This is a genomic window from Nonomuraea helvata (genome assembly GCF_039535785.1).
Classification (GTDB): domain Bacteria; phylum Actinomycetota; class Actinomycetes; order Streptosporangiales; family Streptosporangiaceae; genus Nonomuraea; species Nonomuraea helvata.
Window position 1 is genome coordinate 52,104 of sequence record NZ_BAAAXV010000003.1, and the last position, 23,288, is coordinate 75,391.

Sequence of the window (23,288 nt, forward strand, 5' to 3'; positions counted from 1 at the left end):
TATGGACCATGGTTGCCCCTCTTGCCGCTGAGGATCCTCCGCGTCTGGGTGAGTTCGAGCTGCTGGGCCGGCTCGGGGAGGGCGGCCAGGGGATCGTCTACCTGGCCCGCGATCCAGTGGGGCAGCGGGTGGCGGTGAAGGTGCTGATCAGGGCCGACGCCGAGGCCCGCGCCCGTCTGGCCCGCGAGCTGGCCGCGGTGGAGAGCGTGGCGCCCTTCTGCACCGCCCGCGTGCTCACGGCCGTGCCGGACGGGCCGCGGCCGTACGTGGTGAGCGAGTTCGTGGACGGGCCGACGCTGGCGGAACGGGTGCACGAGCACGGCCCCCTGCACGGCGGCGAGCTGGAACGGCTGGCCGTCGGCACCACGACGGCCCTGGCCGCCATCCACGCGGCCGGCGTCGTGCACCGCGACTTCAAACCGAGCAACGTGCTGCTCGGCCCGGACGGTCCCCGGGTGGTCGATTTCGGCATCGCCCGCGCGGACGGTGTCACGACCATGACCAGCGGACTCATCGGCACCCCTGCCTACCTCGCGCCCGAACAGCTGAGCGGCGCCCCCGCCTCACCCGCCTCGGACGTCTTCGCCTGGGCGGGCACCATGGTCTTCGCCGCCACCGGCACCTCCCCGTTCGCCGCCGCGGGCATCGCGGACGTGCTACACCGCATCGTCACCCACGAACCGGATCTGTCAGCGGTCCCGCCGCCGTTGCGCGACTCGATCGCCGCCGCCTTGGAGAAGGACCCTTCGCACCGGCCGGCGGCGGGCGAGCTGCTGTCCCGCCTGATCGACCCGGTGTCCGGCGGCCGCGGCCGGTCGATCGTGGAGCTCACCAGCCTGGGCAGCCGCCTCGCCGCCGAACCGGCCGACGATCGGGGAACGCCGGACGCGGCCGGCGGTCGGGATCTTGCCGGGGCGGCCGGTCGTGGGGGCACTGCGGGATCGGCCGGTCGTGGGGGCATCGCGGGACCGGCCGGGGAGCCGACGGCCCCGCCCTCCTCACGGGCCCCGGTGCTCATCGGGTGGACCGCCGGGCGGGGCCGCCGTGCCGCGCTCGCCGTGGCGGCGGCGCTGGTCGCGGTCGTGGTGGGGGCGCTCGCCTGGTTGCGGCCGTTCGGCGGGACGGGGTCCCAGGCGTCCTCCGGCACCGGTGAGCCGGGCTCCTCGGCCACCTCACGCCCCGACGCTTCCGCCCCCACCTCCGCAGAGCCCCCATCTGCCGCACCGTCGGGCTCACGGGAGGTCTCGCCCAGCGGGTCGGCGAGTCCGGGGGCGTCGGCGGTCCCGGGCGGGGGGCTGCGGGTGTCCGACACGTTCGGGCGCACGGTCAGCACCGGATTCGGTACGACGGACGACGGGGAGCGTCACTGGTCGGTCGGCGTTCCGGCGAGCGGCTACTCGGTGGACGGCAAGAAGGGCCGGATCACGATGCCCCCTGGAGCCGGCTCCAGCGCGTACCTGGACGGGGTGAAGGAGACCAGAACCGACCTCAGCTTCACCTTCGCCGGCGACAAACCCCCCACCGGCGGCGGGATCTACGTGTCCGCCGTGGGACGCAGGATCCCGACAGTCGGGGGGTACCGGGCGCACGTGAGCCTGCGGCCCAACGGCAAGGTCCTGTTCCAGCTGATCCGCTCCGAGGCGGGCCGCAGTGAGATCGACCTCGCACAGCCACTGCGGGTCCCCGGGCTGACCGCGGGCGCGGGCATCGCGATGCGGGTACGCGTCCAGGTCACCGGTACGTCGCCGACCACGATCCGCGGCAAGGTCTGGGCCATCGGCGCGCCCGAGCCGGACTGGCTGCTCTCCGTCACGGACGCGACCTCCGGACTCCAGGTCCCGGGTGGGGCAGGCGTCCTGACCTTCTTGTCCCGTACGGCCACCGACACCCCCGTCACGGTGACCGTGGACGACCTTGCCCTGACCGCAACACCGGGGTGACGTGCAACCTGGACCGCCCAGATTCCGAATCAGGCGTCCCCACGTCTACCAGGGGAAGGAGAACAGCCCGTAGTAGGCCGCCGCCACCAGCAGGAGCCCGGTGCCGCCCAGCACGCCCGCCACGGTGACGTGCTGCCAGCGGCTCGGCCGCATGCCCTCACGCAGCGCCGACACGAACGCCGCCACCGCCGTGACCTCCTGGATCAGCATCAGCACGGCCAGCAGCCGTACGACCAGCCAGCCCGCGAGCACGGCCGGCCAGGCGCCCGCCTGGTTGAGCGAGAACAGCACCAGCAGGGTGATGAACGCCACCACCGACGCCAGCAGGCCCAGGCCGGTCCAGGCCATCCGGCGCAGCCTGCGCCTGATCGGCGGCCACAGCGTGGCGTTGATCTCGGCGCGTAGGTGGTCGCGGCCGCGCAGGCGTACGACCATGGCCGCGACCGGCCCCGCCACGTAGCCGACGGCGGCCAGGCAGATCGTCAGCCCGAGCATCGTGCCGCCCGCGTACCAGGGGGCGGCCGGCACGTCGCTGGCCTCGAACCGCTGCACCGGCGTGGCGCCCGCCATGTGCAGCGCGGGCCTGCCCGTGCCCGGCAGGCCGGTGATCCAGTTGGCGAGGGTCTCGAGATAGCCCTTGGTGAAGTCGCCGCCGTTCACCCGCATGGCGTGGTCGCCCTTGGCCATGAACCGGATCGTGTAGTTGTCGTTGCCCGCCCTGTTCAGCCCCTTGAGGAGGGCCTGGGTGGACTCGACGAAGGGGATCGAGGGGTCCGTCGTGCCGTAGAACGCCAGGACCGGCTGCTTGACCCCGCTTAATGCGGGCATCGCGTCGTATCTCAGGAAGTTGAAGCCGACCCCGCCCATTGCCCTGGTCAGCAGGTCGCGGGCGCCGATCGGGGCGTGCAGCCTGAGCAGCTGCTCGTTCAGCGCCCAGGCGACCTGGCGGAGCGGGGAGACGTTGGGGGACGACACCAGGACCACGAACCCCACCGCCGCGCTCTTGGCCGCCGCGACGGGCACCACCCAGCCGCCCTCGCTGACGCCCCACAGGCCGATCCGCGCCGGGTCCACCTCGGGACGCGCGCGCAGGAGCTCCACCATGCGCAGCGCGTCGTCGGCGAGCAGCGAGAAGTCGCGGTGGCGGAAGTCGTAGCCGATCGTGCGCTTGTCGAACGCGAGCGTCGCGACGCCCGCCTTGGCCAGGAACTCCGCCTGCGGCGTGAACTCCGTACGCGATCCGTTGCCCGACCCCGACACGAACACCAGCGCCGGATGGCGCCCCGGCGTCAGCGGCACCCGCAGCGTGCCCTCCAGGCGCTGGCCCTCCGCCGAGACGGAGATCTCCTCCCTGCGGATCGGATCGACTGCCACCACCGGCCGCAGCTCGCCAGGCGGCTGCGCCGGAATGGACCGGAAGGTTGGGTCCACCTTGAGCGGCGGCGGATCGAACGCCGGTGGCAGGACATATCCGACCGTCGCAAGAGCCACCAACACCAGGCCGGCGGCGACGCTCAAGGTGCCACGGCCAGTGCGCATCGGCCTCCCCATGTGCGTTGGTTTGCCCGCCGATCTTCTAGCCTACTCCCGGCCTCTGAGACAGGTGAGGCCTTATTTGTCGGTGAGACCTGTTAGCTTCCTGCGACATGCGGATCCTGCACACCTCCGACTGGCACCTCGGGCGCTCGTTCCACCGCGAGAGCCTGCTCGCCGGGCAGGCGGCGTTCGTCGATCACCTGGTGGAGACGGTGCGGTCCGAGCGGGTCGACGTCGTGGCGGTCGCGGGCGACGTCTACGACCGGGCGCTGCCGCCGGTCGACGCGGTGGCGCTGCTCGACGAGGCGCTGGCGCGGCTGCGCGCGGCCGGGGCGCGGGTGCTGCTGATCAGCGGCAACCACGACTCGGCGCTTCGGCTGCGCTTCGGCTCGGCGCTGTTCGAGGCCGCCGGGGTGCATGTGCGTACCTCTCCCGACCTCGCCTGGGAGCCGGTGCTGGTGGACGACGTGGCCTTCTACGGCATTCCCTACCTCGAGCCCGAGCTGGTGCGCGCCGCCTGGGAGCTGCCCGATCGCAGCCACACGGCGGCGCTGGCGTACGCGATGGATCGCATCAGGGCCGATGCGGCGCGTCATCGTGCCTCGGTGGTGCTGTCGCACTGCTTCGTCACCGGTGGGCAGGCCAGCGACAGCGAGCGCGACATCAGCGTGGGCGGCGTGTCGCACGTTCCGCTGCCGGTCTTCGACGGGGTGTCGTACGTCGCGCTGGGGCACCTGCACGGGCGGCAGCGGATGTCGGAGACCGTGCGCTACTCGGGCTCGCCGCTGGCCTACTCGTTCTCGGAGGTCGGGCAGGTCAAGGGGTCGTGGCTGGTGACGCTCGGCTCCGCCGAGGTCGAGTTCGTGCCCGCTCCGGTGCCGCGGCCCGTCGGGCGGTTGCGGGGGGAGCTCGAGGAGCTGCTGGCAGATCCGAAATATGCCTCTTTCGAGGATCACTGGCTGCAGGTGATCCTCACCGACGCCGTCCGCCCCAAGTCCGCCATGGACCGGCTCCGCGCCCGTTTTCCCCACACCCTCGCCCTCTCCTTCGACCCGGTCGGCGCGGCGCCGGCCGCCCAGCCCGTACGCCTCAGCGGCCGGCCGGAGGCGGAGGTCGCCCTCGATTTCGTCAGGGAAGTCCGCGGCGAGCCTGCCGCACCTGAGGAGGAAGACCTGCTAAGACAGGCCATCGAGGCGTCGAGGGTGAAGGAGACGATGGCGTAGATGCGGCCGCACCGGCTCTCGCTGACGGCGTTCGGGTCCTTTCCCGGCTCCGAGACGGTCGACTTCGACGCGCTGGCCGAGGCGGGCCTGTTCCTGGTCCACGGGCCCACGGGGGCGGGCAAGACCACGATCCTCGACGCGCTCTGCTTCGCCCTCTACGGCCAGGTGCCCGGGCAGCGCAACAGCGCCCGGACCCTCCGCTGCGACCACGCCCCGCCCTCGGCCGGGCCCTCGGTCACGCTGGAGGTGTCCATCCGCGGCCGGTTACTCCGCATCCAGCGCTCCCCGGCCTGGCAGCGGCCCAAGCTGCGCGGGACCGGTTTCACGGAGGAGAAGTCCAAGGTCGTCGTCTCGGAGTGGCGCGGGTCCGACTGGCAGGGGCTGACGACCCGGCTCGACGAGGCGGGCGACCTGGTGGGCGGGCTGCTGGGCATGAACGCCGACCAGTTCTGCCAGGTGGCGATGCTGCCCCAGGGGGATTTCGCCAAGTTCCTGCGCGCGGACGGGGACGATCGGGCCAAGCTGCTCGAGCGGCTGTTCACGGTCAAGGTCTTCACCCAGGCGGAGTCGTGGCTGGCCGAGCATCGGAAGCTGGCGGGGCGGGAGGCGCAGGAGCTCCGGCAGCAGGTGGACTTCGCCATCAAGCGGGTGGAGGAAGCGGCGGGCGGCGACCTGCACGCGGCCATCGCGTCTCCAGCGGTGGACGGCGGCGCGTCCGTGGGCGGCGGTGCCGGTGGGTCGGCGGACGATGGTGGCGCCGGTGCGGGTCGGGGTGCGGCGGATGTCGAAGTGCCCACGCCCGATGCGGACCCCCTGCGCTGGGCGGGTGCGCTGCTCGACGCGGCGCGGGCTGTCGTGGAGCGGGCGGGCGAGCAGCACGAGACGGCCGGGCGGGCGCTGCGTTCGGCGCGGCTGCGGTTCGAGCAGGCCGCCGCCCTCGCCGACCGGCAGCGCCGTTACGCCGAGGCGCTCACCCTGCGCCGCACCCTCGACGAGCGGGCGGACGAGCGGGCCGACCTGCAGGCGATCCTCGACGACGCCGCCAGGGCCGACCGCGTGCTGCCCCTCATCACGGCGGCCAGGCAGCGTTCGGAGGCCGCCGGCAAAGCACGCACCATGGCCGCCGACGCCCTCGCCCGAGCGCGCCCCCTCTTGGCGCGGCAGGCAGCCGACGCCACCGGCCCCTCGGAGGGCGGTTCCCGGGCAGTGTCCGGCCGCGACGCCAGCCCTGCTGCGGGCGATTCTTCTGGGGTCGCTTCCGGCCGCGACGCCGGCCTCTCGGCGGGCGGACCCACGGCGGTTGAGTTGGCCGCGTTGGAGCGGGAGCGGCAGGCGGAGATCGCGCGCTTGTCGGAGCTGCTCACCGAAGAGGCCAGGCTCTCGGTGGTCCGGCGCGACCTGTTGCGCGTCGAGGAGGAACTGGCCGAGCTGGTCGGCGCCGATGAGGCCGTAGGAGCAAGGCTGGCCGTGCTGCCCGGGCTCATCGAACAGGCCGAGGGCAGGCTGGCCGAGGCGCGGATGGACGCCGCCAGGATCCCGGCGGCGCAGGCCGTACGGGACGCCGCCGCCCATCTGATCGAGATCGACGACGAGCTGGCCAGGCTGGCCGTGGAGCTGGACGCGCTGGCACAGCGCGAGGCCGAGGTGTCGGCCGCCGAGGCCGAGCTGCCCGGACGCATCGCCGAAGCCGGCGCGGCACTGAGCGAGGTGCAGGCACAGGCGGCGGCCATCCCGGCGGCGGCCGCGGGACTCGACGCCGCCAGGGCCGCTTTGGAGACCACTCACCGCCGCGAGGCCCTGGCCGCGGAGCTGGAGGCGGCCGTCGGCACCCACCAGGCGCTCGTGGACCACGCCCAGGCCCTGCGGGAACGCTGGCTCGACCTGCGCCAGGCCCGCATCGACGGCATGGCGGCGGAGCTGGCCCGCGACCTGTCCGAGGGCCGGCCCTGCGCGGTCTGCGGCTCCGACCACCACCCCGACCCCGCCTCTCCCGCTCCCAGCGCCCCTTCGGCCGACGACGAACACGCGGCCGAGACGGCCCACGAAGCCGCCCTGGCCGAACGCGAGGCCGCCGAACGCGCCCTCGCCTCCCTCGAGTCCCGGCACGCCGACGCGGTCGAGGCCACCGGGGGCCTGGACGTCGAAACGGCGGAGGCGCACGTTGCGGGGGCCGAGCAGGAGCTGGCCCGGCTCCAGGCCGTGGCCGACCGGGAGCCCTCGCTGGCCGCCGCTCTCGACCGCATCGAGATCGAGCGCGAACGGGTCCGGGACCAGGCCAGGGAGATCGCCGAGGCCCTCGCCGCCCATCGCGCCCACCGCGCCCACCTGGAGTCCGAACGCGCCCGGCTCCGTACCCGCCTCACACAAGCACCCGCCCAGGATCTCGGCGAAGCCGCCCCGGGCGACGGCTCCACGCAGTCGGCCCCTGCGATGGGACGCGTCAGGGCTTCTGAAGAGGTCGGCCCCGGCTCGCTCGGCCGCGCCGACCTGGCGTCCGGGGAGCTCGGCCGCGCCGACCTGGTGCTCGGGGAGCTCGGCCGCGCCGACGCGAGGCGGAATGCGCAGGGCGAGGCGCTCGCCGGAGAGGGATCCGGGCAGGCGGACCTGGACGGGCCCGCCGTGCTGGCCCGGGCCGAGGGTGAGCTGCGCAGGCTGCGCGCGTCGGCCGGCAAGGAGCCGGTGCTGGCGCGGGAGGCGGCCGCGCTCAACCGGGAACGGCTGGAGATGGAGGAGCGCGCGCGGCGGGTCGCCGCCCGGCTGGCGGCCGGCCGTACCAGGCACGAGGAGCTGAGCGGGGACGCCGGGCGGTTGAGCGCGCGGCTGGACGCGGCACGAGGCGACGACCCCACCCTGACCGCCCGCCTGTCCAGGTTGCACGACGAGGCCGAGCTGCTACGGGAGGCGCTGGAGGCCACGCAGGCGGCGCTGTCCGCCGAGGAGGAGCTGGTCAGAGCCGGTCAGGCCGCGTCCGAGGCGGCCGTCGAGGCGGGGTTCGCGGACGTGGCGGAGGCGGAGGCGGCGTTCAGGAGTCCGGGGGAGAGGGAGCGCAAGGCCGAGGCGCTGCGGCGGCTGGACGACGAGCACGCCGCCGTCACGAGCGTCCTGGCCCGGCCCGAGCTGATCGCGGCCGCCGCCGAGCCCGCGCCCGACCTGGCGGCGATCGAGGACGAGCGGGACCGGCTGGAGGCGGCGTACACGAGGCTGTCGAGCGAGCGGGACCGGGCCGTGGCCAGGGCGGAGCGGCTGGAGGAGCTGTACGGTGAGCTGAACGACCGCATCGAGCGGTGGCGTCCGGCGGCCGACCGGCACCGGCTCGCCGAGCGGATGGCGGCGCTGGCCAGCGGCACGTCCAGCGACAACCAGTGGAGCATGAGCCTGTCGTCGTTCGTGCTGGGGGAGCGGCTGCGGCAGGTGGTGGACGCCGCGAACGAACGGCTCGACCACATGTCGGCGGGACGTTACCGGCTGCGGCACGATCTGCGGAAGACGGCGGGTTCCCGTGGGCGTTCGGGCGGCGGCCTGGGCCTGCGGGTGGCCGACGGGTGGACCGGCGTCGACCGCGATCCGGCCACGCTGTCCGGCGGCGAGAGCTTCATCACCTCCCTGGCGCTGGCCCTGGGCCTGGCCGACGTGGTCACGGCCGAGGCCGGGGGCACGGAGCTCGGCACGCTGTTCGTGGACGAGGGCTTCGGCACCCTGGACGAGGACACCCTCGACGGCGTGCTGGACATCCTCGACGGGCTGCGCGACGGAGGCCGGGCCGTGGGCATCGTCAGCCACGTCGCCGAGCTCCGGTCGAGGATCACCGCCCAGCTCAAGGTCACCAAGACCCGCACCGGCTCGACCCTGGCCCTGGCCGGAGTGGGCTGAGGGCCTGTCCGACGGCGGAAACGATCTCGCGTTAGATTGCTCGCACCGAAACCGGTTAAGGAGTGGAGCACATGCGCGTCGTCGTCACCGGAGCCCACGGCAAGGTAGGCCGCGCGGCCGTCAAGGCGCTGGCCGACGCCGGTCACGAGGTGACCGGCGTTGATCTCACGCGCCCCGTCTTCGAACGGTCCGAGCCCGGTCAGCCCCGCTACCAGCAGGCCGAGCTGACCGACGCGGGGCAGGCGTTCGCCGTCGTGCGCGGGGCCGACGCGGTCGTGCACGCCGCCGCCATCCCCGACCCCACCGCCAACCCGCCGCACGTGGTCTTCCAGAACAACCTGATGGCGACGTTCAACATGATCGAGGCCGCGGTCCGCTTCGGCGTCCCCCGCTTCGTGAACATCTCCAGCGAGACCGTGCCCGGCTTCTTCTTCCCCGAGCGCCCCTTCCTGCCCGACTACGCGCCGGTGGACGAGGAGCACCCGATCCGGCCGCAGGACCCGTACGCGCTGGCCAAGCACTTCGGCGAGCAGCTCATGGACGCGGCGGTGCGCCGCTCCGACATCAGGTGCATCTCGCTGCGGCCGAGCTGGGTGCAGCACGAGGGCAACTACGAACGCAACCTCGGCCCGCAGGTGCGCGACGCGTCCGAGAGCGGCGCGGGCCTGTGGAGCTACATCGACGTGTACGACCTCGCGGACGCGATCGTCCTGGCCACCGAGTCCGACCTGCCCGGCCACGAGGTGTTCTACATCGCGTCGCCGGACAACGCGGGCGGCCACGACTTCGCCGCCGTGCTGCGCGAGCACTACGGCGACCGGATCGAGCTGCGCCCGCTCGCCCGCCAGGACGCCTCGGGCATCTCCTGCGCGAAGGCCCACCGCCTGCTCGGCTGGAACCCGAAGCGTTCCTGGCGCGACTACCTGGACGAGAACGGGCGCGCCCGGCAGAAGCGCTGATCATCCCTTGGCGAACGAGCCGATCAGGTCGGGGATCGCGGTCGGGTGGTGGAAGAGTGTGGCGCCCAGACCGGTGAGGCGGGCGGCCGGGGTGAGACCGCCGGCGAAGGCCAGGCAGCGCATGCCCGCGTTCATGGCCGCCGTCACCCCGAACGGGCTGTCCTCCACCACCACGCACCGCTCCGGCGCCACCCCCATCGTGGTCGCCGCGTGCAGGAACAGGTCCGGCGCCGGCTTGCCCCTGGCCACGTCCTCGGCGCTGAACACCCGGCCGTGGAACCGCTCGGCCAGTCCGGTCAGCTCCAGGCTGCGGCGGATCGTGGCGTGCCGCCCGTTCGAGGCCACGCAGGTCGGCACGGTCAGCTGGTCGAGCGCCTCCTCGATGCCTTCGATCACGCAGAGCTCGGCCTTGACCGCGGCCGTGTACTCGGCGATGAGCTGCTCGCGCCAGCCCGGCGGCGTCTCACCCACCGCCTCGTCCCAGTACTCGTTCGTACAGCCCACGAACCGCTCGGCGTACTCCGCCTCATCGATCGACCAGCCCAGGCGTCGCAGTGCTGCCGTGCCCACCCGTACGGAGATCGGCTCGCTGTCCACGAGCGTCCCGTCGCAGTCGAAGATGACCAGATCGACAGCCAATCCCGTTCCCTTCAGATGTGACATTTCGCAGGTGATAGCTTCTCTGTACCACTGAACAAGACGCTATTTCGCATAGTGAGACAAGTATGACAACGTCCCCCCAAGTCGCCGCACCCACCCGGTCGAGGATCGCGGCCGCCAGCCTCGTCGGCACCGCGATCGAGTTCTACGACTTCTACATTTACGGCACTGCGGCGGCTTTGGTGCTCAACACCGCGTTCTTCCCCAAATTGGACCCGGTGGCGGGCAGTCTGGCCGCGTTCGCGTCGTTCGCGGTGGCGTTCATCTCGCGTCCGCTCGGCTCGGCCGTGTTCGGGCACTGGGGGGACCGGGTCGGCCGCAAGTCGATGCTGGTCGTGTCGCTGCTGGTGATGGGGCTCTCGACGGTCGCGATCGGGCTGCTGCCCGGCTACGCGGCCATCGGCGTGGTGGCGCCGGTGCTGCTCGTGCTGCTGCGGTTCACGCAGGGCATCGGGCTCGGAGGCGAGTGGGGCGGCGCGGCGCTGCTCGCCACCGAGCACGCGCCGCCCGGCAAGCGCGGGCTCTACGCGATGTTCCCGCAGCTCGGCCCGTCGGTCGGCTTCATCCTGGCCAACGGGCTGTTCCTCGTCCTGGGCGAGGTGCTCGGCGACGGGGACTTCGGGGCATGGGGGTGGCGGCTGCCGTTCGTGGCGAGCCTGCTGCTGGTGATCGTCGGCCTGTACGTACGGCTGCAGATCTCCGAGACGCCGGTCTTCAAGGCGGCCATGGACCAGCACCGGATCGCCAAGGTGCCGTTCGCGGGCCTCATGCGGCAGCAGTGGCGGCGCGTGCTCCTCGGCGCGGGCGCCATGACCGTCGCCTACACCCTTTTCTACACAGCCACCACGTACTGCCTGGCGTACGGCACCACCACGCTGCGGATCCCGAAGACCACCATGCTGGCCCTGACCATGATCGGCATCGTGTTCATGGCCGCGGGCACGGTGGCCTCCGCGTTGGCCTCCGACCGCCTGGGCCGCCGCCGCACCCTGATCGCCGGGACGGGCGTGGCCGTCGTGTGGGGGCTGGCGATGTTCCCGCTGATGGAGACCAGGGCCGTCTTCCTCGTGGGCCTGGCGCTGGCGGGGGCGCTCGGCCTGATGGGGCTGATCTTCGGGCCGATGGGCGCGTACCTGCCGGAGCTCTTCAAGACGCAGTTCCGCTACAGCGGCGCCTCGGTGGCCTACAGCCTCGGCGGCGTGCTCGGCGGCGCGGTGCCGCCGCTGGTCGCCACCAGCATGCAGGCCAGTGGGCTGGGCGTCATGGCCGTAGGAGTGTACGTCGCGGCGATGGCCGTGCTGAGCCTGCTCTGCCTGCTGGCCCTGCCCGAGACGGGCGACGACACTCTTTAGGGGTGCTCGTAGCCGGGGAACAGCAGGGACAGCTCGCGCGGGTACGCGGCGATCAGGCGGAGCTCGTCGTCGGTGAGCGGGCGGCCGGTCATGGCGTTGCAGAGCTGCACCAGCCGGAACGCCAGGTCCTCCTCGCGGACCTCCACCCCCAGTCCGTCCATGACGTGCCGGAAACCGGCCTTCCCGCCGTACTCGCCGGTCAGCACCACCCGGCCGTCCCGCGCGTGCCAGTCCTCAGGGAACGGGCCCAGCGTGGCCTCGTCGTACAGCTCGTAGTTGCCGTGGTCCTTGAGCGCGCCGTCGGCGTGGATGCCGCTCTCGTGCGCGAACGCGTTCCGCCCCACCCCGGCCTGGTTGTACGGCAGCGGCTGCCCGAACGCGTAACTCGCCCACAACGCGAACCTGCGGGCCCACGACAGGTCGAGCGCGTCACCGATCTCGGCGTTGAGGCCGAATCCGTGCTGGAAGGCCAGGATCGTGGAGAGCAGGTCGGCGTTGCCCGAACGCTCGCCGATGCCGTTCACGCACGTGTTGATCCACGCGTCCTGTCCCACGTCGAGGTCGCCGAGGGCGCCCGAGACGGAGTTGGCCACGGCCATGCCCAGGTCGTTGTGGCAGTGGGTCTCGACCGGCATCGCGATGGCGGAGGCCAGTTTGGCGAAGCGCTCGCGGATCCTGTCGGGGGTGTCGCCGCCGATCGTGTCGCAGTAGCGCACCCGGTCGGCGCCCGCCTCCTTGGCCGCCAGCGCGAACTCCAACAGGAAGCCGTCGTCCGTCCTCGAGCCGTCCTCCGCGTTCACCCCCACGGTCTGCGCGCCCGCGGCCTTGGCCGTGCGCACGGCGGCCGTCATCTCCCTGATGATCGCGTCCCTGTCCAGCCGGCCGCGGAACTTGTTCTGGATCATGTAGTCGGACGTCGAGATGGACAGGTTGTAGTGCCTGAGCCCGAGCGGGGCGGCGTTCTCCACGTCCTGCGGCACGCCGCGGCACCATCCTGAGAGCCGCAGGCCGCCGAACGCCCCCACCTCGGCCAGCGCCACCTGTGCCTTGACGTACGGGACCTCGTGGAACAGGAACGGGAAGCCGATCTCGGACTGCGCCACCCCGAGCTTGGCCAGATAGAAGTTGACCATGGTCTTGCCGAACTTCGAGAGGCCGGTGCGCGCGGTCTGCACGCCGTCCCGGTTGGTGACGTCGAGGAAGTGAACTCTTGGCATGCCCTCACGTTGACACGTGCCTTCAACATGTATCAATATTGATTTTCATCAACATGCATCATCGGAGGAGGCCTGTCAGGGTGGAGTGGATCGACGCGGCCACCGCCGCCGAGCGGCTCGGCGTCAAACCCGCCACGCTGTACGCGTACGTGAGCCGGGGGGTGCTGCGGCGGCGGCACGGCGACGACGGGCGGCGCAGCCTCTTCTCGGCGGAGGAGATCGAGCGCCTCGCCCGGCGCGGGCGGCCCCGCAGCCAGCCGCCCGAGCTGGTGATCGAGTCGGCCATCACGGCCCTCGGCGTGGACCGACCCTACTACCGGGGGCTCGACGCGCTGGAGCTGGCGCGGACCGGCGACTTCGAAACGGTTGCCGCCTGGCTCTGGGCCGCCGACGCCGAGGACGGCAGTGAGCCGGCGCAGGCCGGTTCGGGGCCGTTCGCCGCGCAGACCCGCGCACGGATGCCCTGGCGGTGCGAGCCTGACGCGCTGGCCGCCGCCGTGGCCGCGCAGCGCGGGCTTCCCGAGGACCTCCTGCCCCTCGACCGCCTCCAGGTGATCACCACGGTTCTCGGCGCCTCCGACTCCCTCCGCCACCAGCTCGACCCCGTCTCCGTCGCCGCTACGGGCCGCCGCATGATCGCGGGCCTCGTCGACTCCCTTCCGCAGCTCAGCGAGCCCCAAGGCGAGTCGATCGTCGAGCGCCTCTGGTCCCGCCTGTGCCCGCATCCCGCAAGCCCCGCGCTCCTCGGCGTGCTCCAGGCCGCCCTGGTGCTGCTCGCCGACCATGAGCTCGCCGCCTCCACCCTGGCCGCCCGGGTCGCCGCCTCCGCCAAGGCCGACCCGTACGCCGTCGTGCTGACGGGGCTCGGCGTGCTGGGCGGCCCGCTGCACGGCGGCGCGTCGTACGGCGCGGAACGCCTCCTCGCCGAGGTCGCCGAGCCGCACCAGGCCGCACGGGTGATCGCCGAGCGGGTACGCCGTGGCGAGCGCATCCCCGGCTTCGGCCACAGCATTTACAAGAACGGCGACGGACGCGGCGGCCTCCTGCTCGACCTCATCAAGGAGGCCACGCCGGGACACGACCGGCTCGCCGCCGGAGCGGCCGTGCTGGAGGAGATGCGCCGGCGCCGCCTCCCGGAGCGGAACATGGACTTCGCCCTTGCCACCCTCACCGCCGTGAGCGGCATGGTGACCGGCGCGGGGGAGGCCGTCTTCGCGGTGGCCAGGGCGGTGGGCTGGCTGGCGCACGCGATGGAGGAGTACGGCCGAGGCACCCTCCTCCGCCTCCGCGCCTCCTACACCGGCCCGCCGCCCAGGTGACTCACGCCCGCTCACGACCGTGGCCTACATCGTCGCCCTCGCACCCTGATACCGAACGATCACCAGCGCGGTTGCCCTGTGGCGCGAGGGAGGTGCCTCCACCGCAACGAACGGGGGAGCGGCACGGGGTCGCATCGTCCGTCACCTGCGTTGCCCTCCTTCAAAGGAAAGACGCTCGACGCCGTCAGTGGCGAGGTGGGGCGCTCCTGGCTCGCCTATACCACCGCGTACAGGGCCTTGCCGGACGGTCATCTGTTCGACGGCGAGTCCTGCACCCGGTAGTCGCACCCTTTCGCGCACCCGGATGCCGCCCGGCCGCCGTGCCGGGCCCGATCCCTTTCCCGAGGGAGACCGTTGACGCGGTGTGAGGGTTCAACGCGGCGGAAGGCCGCCGGCCGCGGGTCACGATCACTACGATGGCTGCCATGGTGGGCGAGGGGAAGTGGCGGGCCTGGCTGTTATGGCTGTCCATGGTGCTCGCGCCGGTCGTGGTGTCGGTGGCCGCCAACCAGGTGCTCAACGACGGCGTGTGGAGCGGCCCTTGGCTCGCCGGCACCATCGTCGCGGCGGTGGTGGCCGGTCTGATCGTCGAACGGGCCGGGCGTGTGCTCGCCCCCGCTTCCGGGACCGTCGCCGAGACCATGCGGGAGCTCGCCCAGTTGGTCCACGACCGGTGGAGCGACGAGGTGGTGACGCGTTCCCTGGGCGATCCGCCCATCCCGGTCTCCTGGCACATGACCCGCCGAACCAAGCTCATGGATCACCCGCACCTGATCGCCGACCGTGAGCCGGCGGTGTCGGGCCGGTCGGACGACATCGCCGCGCTCGCCGTCGCCTTCCGCGCGCTGCGCCGTCGCCGCCTGGTCATCACCGGAGGTCCGGGCACAGGTAAGACCACCCTGGCCATCCAACTGATGCTGGAACTGATCCGCACGCGTGCTGACAGGGACCCGGTCCCGGTGCTCCTGCCCGTCGCCGACTGGGACATCGAGGCCCACCCTCGGTTTCAGGACTGGGTGGCCGAGCGCGTACGCACCGACTACGCCGCCTTGCGCACACCGGGCAACCAGCAGGACGGCGCCGACATCCTCGCAGCCCGTGGCTCGATTTTGGCCATTCTCGACGGCCTCGACGAACTGCCCGAGCCCGCCCGCGCCAAGGTGATCGAGAAACTGTCCGACACGCTCACGGAACGCGATCAGGTGATCATCACGTCGCGAACCACCGAGTACGGAAACGCGGTCACCGCCGCCCGGTGCCCGCTCAGGGCCGCCGCCGTCATCGCACCCAAGGCGCTGACCCCCGACATCGTGGCGAACTACCTGAGCGCCTGCTTGCCCGCGCTCTCCTCGTCCTCGGAGTGGACCAAGGTCCTGCGCGCACTCAGGGAGGGCGCCGCGCCGGCTCTTGCCGATGTCACCTCCACCGCCTTGGGCCTATGGCTGGTCCGGGCCGTCTACATCGACCAGCCAGACGCCGACCCGGCTCCGTTGGCGACCGAGTACGCCGACGACGCGCGCGCCCTGCGCGCTCACCTGCTCGACAATCTCCTCGGTGCGCTGCTGAACGCACGCGCCACGATCCGGCCGGTAGCATGGGATCCGGCCAGGATCACCGAATGGACGAACCTGCTGGCACGCCTGCAGGCCGAATCCGGCGGTCATGACCTGGCCTGGTGGCGGCTGACCGACCAGGCACTGCCCGCCTCCCGAATGCGGCGCGCGCTCGCCCGTACCTGGATCGGCTGGTTGAGCGGTCTGGTGTTCGCACTCCCGGCCGCGTTGACCGCCATGCTGACCTATGGGCCGGTCTTCGGCTCGGCCTTCGGCATCTGCCTGGGCCTGTCCGCGGTGCAGGTCGCCCCCCGTACCCCCGACTTCGCTCCGCTGCGCGTACGGCGACGGGTGCAGGATTTCACCCGCGGTCTGTTGTCCGACATGCGAATGATCTTCGTTATCATGCCGGTCGGCCTCGGCCTGCCGGCGGCGGTCTACAGCACATTGTTGGACGGCTGGAAATCGGGCCTGGCCACTCTGTTCTCAGCGCTCGGCCTCGGCTGGATGAGCCTGCGGATAATGCAGAACACGAAGCCCGGCCAACCAGAGGAGAATCGGCTCCCGCCGTTCACCGCCGCCGTCACCCCGCAGTCCACCTGGCGGGTCAACCGCAGCCTCGTGGGTCTGCAATGGATGAACGCGCTGGTCCTCGGGGCGATCGTCGGCTTCGCTTCCGATTTCATGAACGAGGCATCCATCGCGCCGCTTCACCCGTCCGCGCCCGCGTCCGTGGACGCGGGGCTGGGCATCATCAGCGGCATAGCATTCGGCATGGTGAACAAACGCCAGCACATGTGGCTGATGTCCACCATTGCCCTGGTACGCCTTGGGCCGTCGGGCCGGCTGCCGTTCCGCTTGATGAGCTTTCTGCATGATCTGCACCGCCTGGGCATCCTACGGACCGTGGGCCCCGTCTACCAGTTCCGCCATGCCGAACTACAAGATCATCTCGCTGCCGCCAAGACGACCGGTCACTCCCGCTGACCAGCGCAGCCTCTCCCGGCCGGCACACGAGTGACCGTACGTCGGCGCGGCGGCGGCCTCCTTCCGGCTCCCCGAACTGCCCGGCGACCCGCATCCCCTGCGCGGCAGGACACCTCCGACGGCGAATGACGTGGCGCCCTGGCCCTGCACGCCAGACGCGCGTCACTTGGCCGTTCTGTCGACGTACGCGGCCAGCGCCCGCACCCGTTCGGCGTGCTGGTCGTGCCCGACGATCACCGGCGGCTCGTTGTACGGCATCGCGTCCGACGAGCGCCGCAGCTTGACGTACTGGCCACAGGCGTCGATCGCGTACGGCTCCATGTCGTCCTGCAGCGCCCCGATCACGGTGATCCCGTACGTCTCCCCGATCCGCCTGAACAGCGCCACCGCCTCCCTGCGGTGCTCCTTGCCCAGGTTGCGGCCGAGCTCGTCGAGCACCAGGCACAGATGCCCGCCCCCGGACGAGGCGATGGCCGCCGCGCACACCAGTTTGACGGCCTTCTCGTCCATGAGCGCGGTGTTGGCCCGCCGGTTGTACGGCACGAACCCCTGCCCCTCGCCGCGCCGCCACTTCGGCGTCACCCGCCACTGCCAGCGCTGCTCGGGGTCGGCGGGCGCGGGCGGCACGGGGAACTCCAGCGTCGCCCCGTAACCTCCGTAAGACGTGTCCAGCTTCTCGAACTCCTCGGCCACCCGCGTGAGCCGCGCCTTGATCGCCGCGGTCAACGCCGCCCGGTGCACGGCCGTGGACTGCGCCGCCTCCTCGGCGCCGCGCGCCGCCGCCGCCAGGTCGCGCTGCCTGGTGACGACCTGGGCCTCGATCTGGCGCCGCTGGTGCCGTTCGTACTCCTCCTGGCCCCGCAGGTAGGAGGCCAGCGCCCCGCACACCGCCGCGAACGTCGCCTGCTCCCGCGCCGCGCTCCCGCCCCGCTCGCTCAGCAGGAACCGCAGCTCCTCCGGGATCTCCGCGTCCTCCTCCGGGAACGTGTCACGCAAGGCCTGGTCGAAGAGGCGCTCGGCGATCCGCCACCACTCCTCGGCCGCACGCGGCCGCTCCTCCTCGGGCAGCGCGTTCAGCCATTCGCGTGCCGTCTCGACCGTGCCGCCCCAGTCGGCGGCCAGCGCGTCGAGCTTGAGCGACTCGCGTTCGGAGGTGACCTTGGTCTCCTGGTCGCGGGCCTGCGCGCGCTCGGCCTCGTGCCGGTGGCGCCGGCCCTCCAGGCGTTCGATCTCCATGTCCCTGGTCCTGGCCCGGAAGTCCAGCGCTCCGGCCTGCCGTTCGGCCTCGGCGACCTTCGGCGCGACCTCCTCGATCGCGGCGGTCAGCCCGGCCAGCCTGGCCCGCCGCTCGGCCAGCTTCTCCTCCAGCTCGGCCAGGCGCACCCCGGCCCTGGCCCCTTCCAGCCGCCGCTGCGCCTCGGCGACGGCCTCCTCCCCATCGCGTACGGCCTGCGCCGCCGTCTCCTGCACGTCCTTCGCCCGGTGCAGCCGCTGCTCGGCGGCCTTGATCCGGGCCTCGCGCCCGGTGGCCACCCCGTCGAACGCGCCCACGACGCTCACTCCGGCCGAGCTGACCAGCACGGAACCCGGCAACGCGGCCAGCGCGACAGCGGCGGCATCGAGCTGCTCCGCGTCCACGATCACCGCATGCTCGTTCGGCCATCCCCGCAACTGGCCCAGCACCAGACCACCGGTCCCTGCACCGGTCCCGGCCATGCCCCCGCCTGCTTCGAGGCCGGTGCCCTCGCCCGCCTCGAAGTCGGCGTCCTGCGTGCTGTCTCCGCCCGACTTCAGCTCGGCGTCGTTCGTCTTCCCATAGCGAGCCTTGAGGGCGGCGCCCAACGCCTCGACGTCACGCGTCCCGCCGCCTCCGGCACCACTCGCACCGGGAGTGACCTCTCCATCGGCACCGGCAGCGGCGGCGACACCCACGCCGGCGGCGTTCCCGCGTAGTGCGCGGCCGGTGGCGGGGGATGTGTGGGCGGCGTCGCGGGCCTGCTCGGCCACGTCGAGGGCGTCGAGCAGGCCGGTCGCGCCGATGCCGGCCGCCGCCAGCGCGTTGAGCTGCGCCGCCGCAGGACCGCCCTCCGCGTCGTCCAGCGCCGCCTGAGCGGAGGCCACCTCCCGGTCCGCCACGCCCAGCGCCTTGAGCGCCTCGTTGAGGCGCAGCCGGACCTCCCCGAGCTCCCGCTCGGCCGTGGGCACGTCTCGCCCGTCCGCGAACCTGCGCGTCTCCTCCAGCGCCGGGATCAGCCCGCGCAGCTCGTCGGCGGAGTTCTCGGCCACCGCGCGATCCGCGTCCAGCTTGGCCGCCCTCGCCTGGAGTGCCGCCAGCTCCTTACGGGCCTGCGAGACCTGCCGGTCGAGGGTGTCCTCCCGCAGGGCGGCGATCTCCGCCTTGACCATGGCGATCGCCTCGGCGGCCGCCTCACCGGCCACGTGGTGCCGTTCGAGGTCGGCGGCCAGCGACTCGTCCTTGGCAGCCGCGTCGGCCAGCTTGCGCGCCTGCCGGCCCCGCCAGCACCGCAACGCGTCCGCCAGCCGTACTCTCGCCTGATCGCGCCGGTCGAACGTGGTCAGCAGCGCCTTCGACTCCGACTCGAACTCGGCCAGCCGCTCGGCCGCCTGCGCCGCGCGTACCCGCTTGGCGTGCTCGTCGCGGCGGGCCTCACGTTCCTGCTCCAGCTCGGCGTCGAGACCGGTGAGGGCGGCGATGGCCTCGAAGACGCGTTCGGGGGAGATCTCGTTGAGCGGCTGGGAGAGCAGGTTGGTGGCGACCTTGCTCCGTACGGACGTGGACAGGAACGACACGCACCTGACGCGGTCGCCGTAGAGCACCTTGGTCAGGTCGCGCGCCACCACGTCACGCCGACCGGCCGACTTGGGCAGGGATGCCCAGATCTCGTCGGCCCGCGCCACCCGCTCGGCCTCGGACGGGGACGCAGCCAGGTGCACCCCTTCCCGCCAGCGGATCTCGAGGTGCGGCGCCTCCTGGTTGACCTTGAGCCACACGGTGAGCGCCCCGCCCGAGGTGTCGGGCACCTCGAACAGCTCCCCGCCCAGCTCATCTCCGGCAACGTGATCCTCGAGAATGAGCTCACCGCCCGCCGCGCCCGGCGCCCCGCCGTCCGCTGTGACACCGTTCGCCGACGTGCCGGCCGCCGTCCCGCCGTCTCGTTCCGCGAGGCCACCGGGCGCGCCTCCGCCAACCTGGTCGGGGCCGTCCAGCGCCGGTGGCGTCGATGATCCGTCCGCGCCGGGCGGGGCGAAGCCGTCCATGCCCGGCGGGGCGAAGACGCCCACGATGTAGCCGTGGTCGGCGCTCGCCCACTGGCGGGCGCCGGCGCCGCTGGCCAGCTCGGCGTTGAAGAGCAGCTCGGACACCGCCTTGGCGCCTGAGGCGAAGCGCCACTGCTCGTCCCCGAGCAGTGCCGTGATCGAGGCGATGAACGACGACTTACCCGCGCCGTTGGAGTCCTTCGGCCCGGCGCCGGCCACGACGATGAGCGTGCCGGGGACGGTGGGCACCGGATGGGTCGAGAGCCGCGAAATGTTGACCGCCTGCACGGCGATCAGCACCCGGTCCCCGACGACGTTCTCCATCTGCGACACCTGAAACCCCCGTAGTCCTTCCATTCGTCCTGACGCTGAACCCGCCGCACCCGGCTGCGGTCACTTCGCCGATCTTCGAGCTCGTACGGCCGCCGCCAGCGGCGTGTTCGGCCCGGCCGCCAGGATCAGCTCCTCCTGCAGGCGCCGCCGGGCGGCCGGCGTGAGCCGGTGGAACTGCGGCCCCGGCACGTAACCGCCCGCCTCCTCACCCGCCTTGACCTGGCCCAACAGCCCTGAGTGCCGCAATGTCCGCAGCGCCGCCTCCAGCTCGCCGATGGGCAACTGGGTGTGGCGGCGCAGCTCGTCCACCGGCGTGGGGTGCGGTGACAGCCAGGAGTCCTCGGGCAGCAACCCTTCGGCCCTCGGGATGGCCACCGAGTGCACCAGTACGAGCGTCAGCACCGCCCGCTCGCTCACCCCCAGCCGGACGCCCGCCGAGCCGCCGCCACCTGGACCCGACGACCGGACCGCCTGCGCGGAGACCGAGGCACGGCCCGATCCGGAGGAACCGGCGACCGCACCCGCTCCACGACCACCCGCCGTGGCCGCGTCGGGCGCATCGCCGTCACCAGCGGCGTTGATCGCGCTCGCTCCGGCGGCCGCCTCCGCTGCCTCGACCGCTGCGGGCGTCGCGTCCGCGGTGTCGCTCTCATCCCTGCCCGATGGGGCTGGGCCGTGGTCCGGATGAGGCTCGTGCGTGGACTCGGTCTCGAGTGTCGTGAGCGCGGCGGCTTGGGTGTCGTCGTAGCCGGAGGTCCAGCGGTCGCGCTGCTGGATCAGCGTACGGCCGCGCCTGGCCAGCAGTTCGCCCAGCGTATGGCGGAGCGCCGGGTCGCGCAGGGCGGCGAAACGGGCCTCCTGCACCGGCTCGGCGGCGTACTCCACCGCCATGAACGCCGCCACCAGCTCCGCCCGCCGCCGCTCGTCGTAAGCCCCCAGCGCATCGTCGAACTCCGCCGAAGCGGCCTCGACCCGTCCGCCGGCGCCCTCGGGAGCCGTCTCGGCGGCGGCCACGATGTCGGCGTCGCCCACCACGGTGAGCTCGGGGCGTTCGGGGTCGGGCAGGCGGCGTACCAGCTCCTGCAGCTGCGCGTGCGACTCGACCGGCCACAGGGCGCAGCGCGGGCCGAGCGTGACCACGCCGTCGTCCATCACGATCCACGCCGAGTCGTGCAGCCGCCGCAGCGCGCCGATCGCCCAGTTGCGCATGAGGTCGTCGGTGCGGCCGATCAGCGCGCGGTACGTGTCGAGCACCAGCTCCACGGGCGCGGGCTCACCGGGCCACGGGTCCACGGACAGGTCCGTCCAGCAGCACTTGAGCACGGCCGCCAGCACCCGGCGGGTCTCCCCGGACCGCTCCACGGCGACCGGCGCCACCTGGTACTCCTCCAGCAACGACGGCGTCACCCCGTCGGGCCACACCGGCAGCGCCTGGCCCGTGGAGTCGGAACGCGTCAACCGCACCATCCCGGGCGGCGCGGGCACCCCGGCGTCCAGCCACAACGGCCCGCCCGACCGGGCCCGCACATGAGCCACGGACGCGTCCATGCCCCTCGACCGGCCCGGTGTGACGCCCTTGGACCTGGTCCCCGCATGCGCGTCGCCCGCCGCGCGCTTCCGCGCCCCACTGCCGCCCTGCTCACCGGGGCGGCGCACCGGCGCACCCGCGTGGCCGGGCTGCTCCTGGACTCGCCGGGGCGTGCCGCCCTGAACGGTCGCGACCGAAGCTGCCTGCGCGGCAGACTCCGTCGACGCAGACAGGTGGTCGTCGTCCGAGGGCTCGGGACGTTCCGCGATGGCCATCAGGTGCGCTCCAGGTAGCCGTGCGAGAGCCAGGCCGGCTCGCGGTCCGGGTCGATCGTGAGCCCGTCGGACCACGTCAACCGATAAGGCAGCTCGGGCCGCAGGTCCACGGTCGTCAGGTCGGCCAGCACGCGCCGCGCCGAGGGCCAGTCGGGCCCCAGGACGTCGGCCAGCGCCACCCGCGGGGCGTCGCCCAGCAGCGACTCCGCCACCTCGCGCAGCCGCTCCATGGCCGCGTTGGGCGAGGAGTCGAGCGAGGAGCCGGGCCCCTCGTCGGGGAGATGGGAGCGCGGGGGAGTGGGCTGGGCGGGGGCGGGGCGCGGGGCCTCGTCCACGGCGCGGGCGATGGCGGCCGGGTCGTGCCACGGCGCGGGCGCGTCGAACACGAACCCGTCGAGCACCGCCGCCAGCCGCTCCCGTGACGAGGTCTGCGCGAACGTGCGCCACGTCTCCGTGGGCAGCAAGGTCAGGTTGCGCGTGGTGCCCGCCGAGTCGGCCAGGCGGCCGGCGGCGCGGCGCGAGGCGTCGCTGTAGGAGTAGATGGCCGCCCGCAGGTCGGTGCAGACGCGGTCGAGCTCCGGCCATCGGGTGAGGATGGTGCCGTGCAGGCCCTGGGCGCGCCGCGCGATCTCCTCGGTGCCCCACAGCTTGGGCGCCTGCTCGCGCAACTCCTCGATCGTGCCCGTGGTGAGCGTGATCAGCTCCAGCGCCCAGAGCCGGAACGCCCGTGCCAGGTTGACCGCGCTCTGCCTGGCCTCCTCCATCGTCGTACGCGGATCGGCGACGTTGAGGTCTTCGAGCGCCAGCAGCCGGTGCATCTCCGACTGGCCGCCGTCGGACATCATCCGCCTGATGAACATCAGCCCGACGACACTGGTGAACGAGGCCCGGTAACGCAGCTGGTTGGGCTTGGGGAACACCTCGCGGATCGCCCCCAGCCCCTTGAGCACCCGCAGCCGGTTGTCGAACTGGTCGGTCGGATATGCCCGGCACACGAAACGCATCTGCTCGTGCGTCAGCCACTCCTCGCCCGCCTCCGCGAACGCCGAGAACAGCGTCTCGGCGATGTCGACCAGGGCCGGGTCGTCGACCACCGCGCCGCTGTCGCGCGCCAGCGCGGCGAACATGCGGCGATAGGTCGACAGGACCGCCTCGTCGGTGAGGACGGCGTCGAGGGTCAGGGGCTGTTCGGACACGGGCACTAAGGTACGGCTTCGCACCGACAGTCTCGGCACGCGACAGCAACCCCGGCGGTAA

General features: G+C 72.7%; 13 protein-coding genes. 7 read left to right on the forward strand and 6 right to left on the reverse strand.

Annotated elements, in window-relative coordinates; genetic code table 11:
* The first annotated feature begins 8 nt into the window (after nucleotides 1-8).
* Complete coding sequence (locus ABD830_RS18920) at nucleotides 9-1,940, forward strand: serine/threonine-protein kinase (RefSeq protein ID WP_344988816.1); 1,932 nt, start codon at nucleotides 9-11, stop codon at nucleotides 1,938-1,940.
* A 45-nt stretch (nucleotides 1,941-1,985) separates the two neighbouring features.
* Here ABD830_RS18920 and ABD830_RS18925 read toward each other — a convergent pair whose 3' ends face one another.
* Nucleotides 1,986-3,479, reverse strand: coding sequence for an alpha/beta hydrolase family protein (locus tag ABD830_RS18925; RefSeq protein WP_344988818.1), 1,494 nt, complete (start codon nucleotides 3,477-3,479; stop codon nucleotides 1,986-1,988).
* A gap of 107 nt (nucleotides 3,480-3,586) precedes the next feature.
* Between ABD830_RS18925 and ABD830_RS18930 the strand changes: the two genes are divergently transcribed.
* The 3 genes from ABD830_RS18930 (at nucleotide 3,587) to ABD830_RS18940 (ending at nucleotide 9,528) form a co-directional block, all read left to right on the forward strand.
* Entirely contained in the window at nucleotides 3,587-4,699 is a 1,113-nt protein-coding gene (locus ABD830_RS18930) for an exonuclease SbcCD subunit D (RefSeq protein WP_344988820.1), read from the forward strand.
* On the forward strand, nucleotides 4,700-8,569 hold the full coding sequence (locus tag ABD830_RS18935; RefSeq protein ID WP_344988822.1) for an AAA family ATPase: 3,870 nt from the start codon (nucleotides 4,700-4,702) through the stop codon (nucleotides 8,567-8,569).
* A gap of 71 nt (nucleotides 8,570-8,640) precedes the next feature.
* Nucleotides 8,641-9,528 carry an NAD-dependent epimerase/dehydratase family protein gene (locus tag ABD830_RS18940; protein WP_344988824.1) on the forward strand — a complete coding sequence of 296 codons (888 nt, stop codon included), beginning with the start codon at nucleotides 8,641-8,643 and terminating at the stop codon, nucleotides 9,526-9,528.
* On the opposite strand, the gene ABD830_RS18945 is transcribed toward ABD830_RS18940, so the two are convergent.
* The gene (locus tag ABD830_RS18945) at nucleotides 9,529-10,167 is read right to left on the reverse strand and encodes an HAD family hydrolase (RefSeq protein WP_344988826.1); all 639 of its coding nucleotides are present in this window, start codon (nucleotides 10,165-10,167) and stop codon (nucleotides 9,529-9,531) included.
* 86 nt (nucleotides 10,168-10,253) lie between these two features.
* Between ABD830_RS18945 and ABD830_RS18950 the strand changes: the two genes are divergently transcribed.
* Entirely contained in the window at nucleotides 10,254-11,540 is a 1,287-nt protein-coding gene (locus ABD830_RS18950; RefSeq protein ID WP_344988828.1) for an MFS transporter, read from the forward strand.
* Here the strand turns inward: ABD830_RS18950 and ABD830_RS18955 are convergent.
* Nucleotides 11,537-12,757: a LeuA family protein gene (locus tag ABD830_RS18955; RefSeq protein ID WP_344988830.1), complete on the reverse strand. Its 1,221-nt coding sequence runs from the start codon at nucleotides 12,755-12,757 to the stop codon at nucleotides 11,537-11,539. The two genes, ABD830_RS18950 and ABD830_RS18955, sit on opposite strands and share 4 nt — an antisense overlap.
* Before the next feature lie 80 nt (nucleotides 12,758-12,837).
* Between ABD830_RS18955 and ABD830_RS18960 the strand changes: the two genes are divergently transcribed.
* Entirely contained in the window at nucleotides 12,838-14,076 is a 1,239-nt protein-coding gene (locus ABD830_RS18960; protein WP_344988831.1) for a citrate/2-methylcitrate synthase, read from the forward strand.
* Between the two features lie 470 nt (nucleotides 14,077-14,546).
* Complete coding sequence (locus tag ABD830_RS18965) at nucleotides 14,547-16,616, forward strand: NACHT domain-containing protein (RefSeq protein ID WP_344988833.1); 2,070 nt, start codon at nucleotides 14,547-14,549, stop codon at nucleotides 16,614-16,616.
* 162 nt (nucleotides 16,617-16,778) lie between these two features.
* On the opposite strand, the gene ABD830_RS18970 is transcribed toward ABD830_RS18965, so the two are convergent.
* From ABD830_RS18970 to ABD830_RS18980, 3 genes are all read right to left on the reverse strand, one after another.
* Nucleotides 16,779-20,219: a coiled-coil domain-containing protein gene (locus ABD830_RS18970; protein ID WP_344988835.1), complete on the reverse strand. Its 3,441-nt coding sequence runs from the start codon at nucleotides 20,217-20,219 to the stop codon at nucleotides 16,779-16,781.
* 69 nt (nucleotides 20,220-20,288) lie between these two features.
* Nucleotides 20,289-22,031, reverse strand: coding sequence for a hypothetical protein (locus tag ABD830_RS18975; protein ID WP_344988837.1), 1,743 nt, complete (start codon nucleotides 22,029-22,031; stop codon nucleotides 20,289-20,291).
* On the reverse strand, nucleotides 22,031-23,227 hold the full coding sequence (locus tag ABD830_RS18980; RefSeq protein WP_344988838.1) for a hypothetical protein: 1,197 nt from the start codon (nucleotides 23,225-23,227) through the stop codon (nucleotides 22,031-22,033). The genes ABD830_RS18975 and ABD830_RS18980 overlap by 1 nt, the downstream gene beginning before the upstream one ends.
* Nucleotides 23,228-23,288 lie beyond the last annotated feature (61 nt).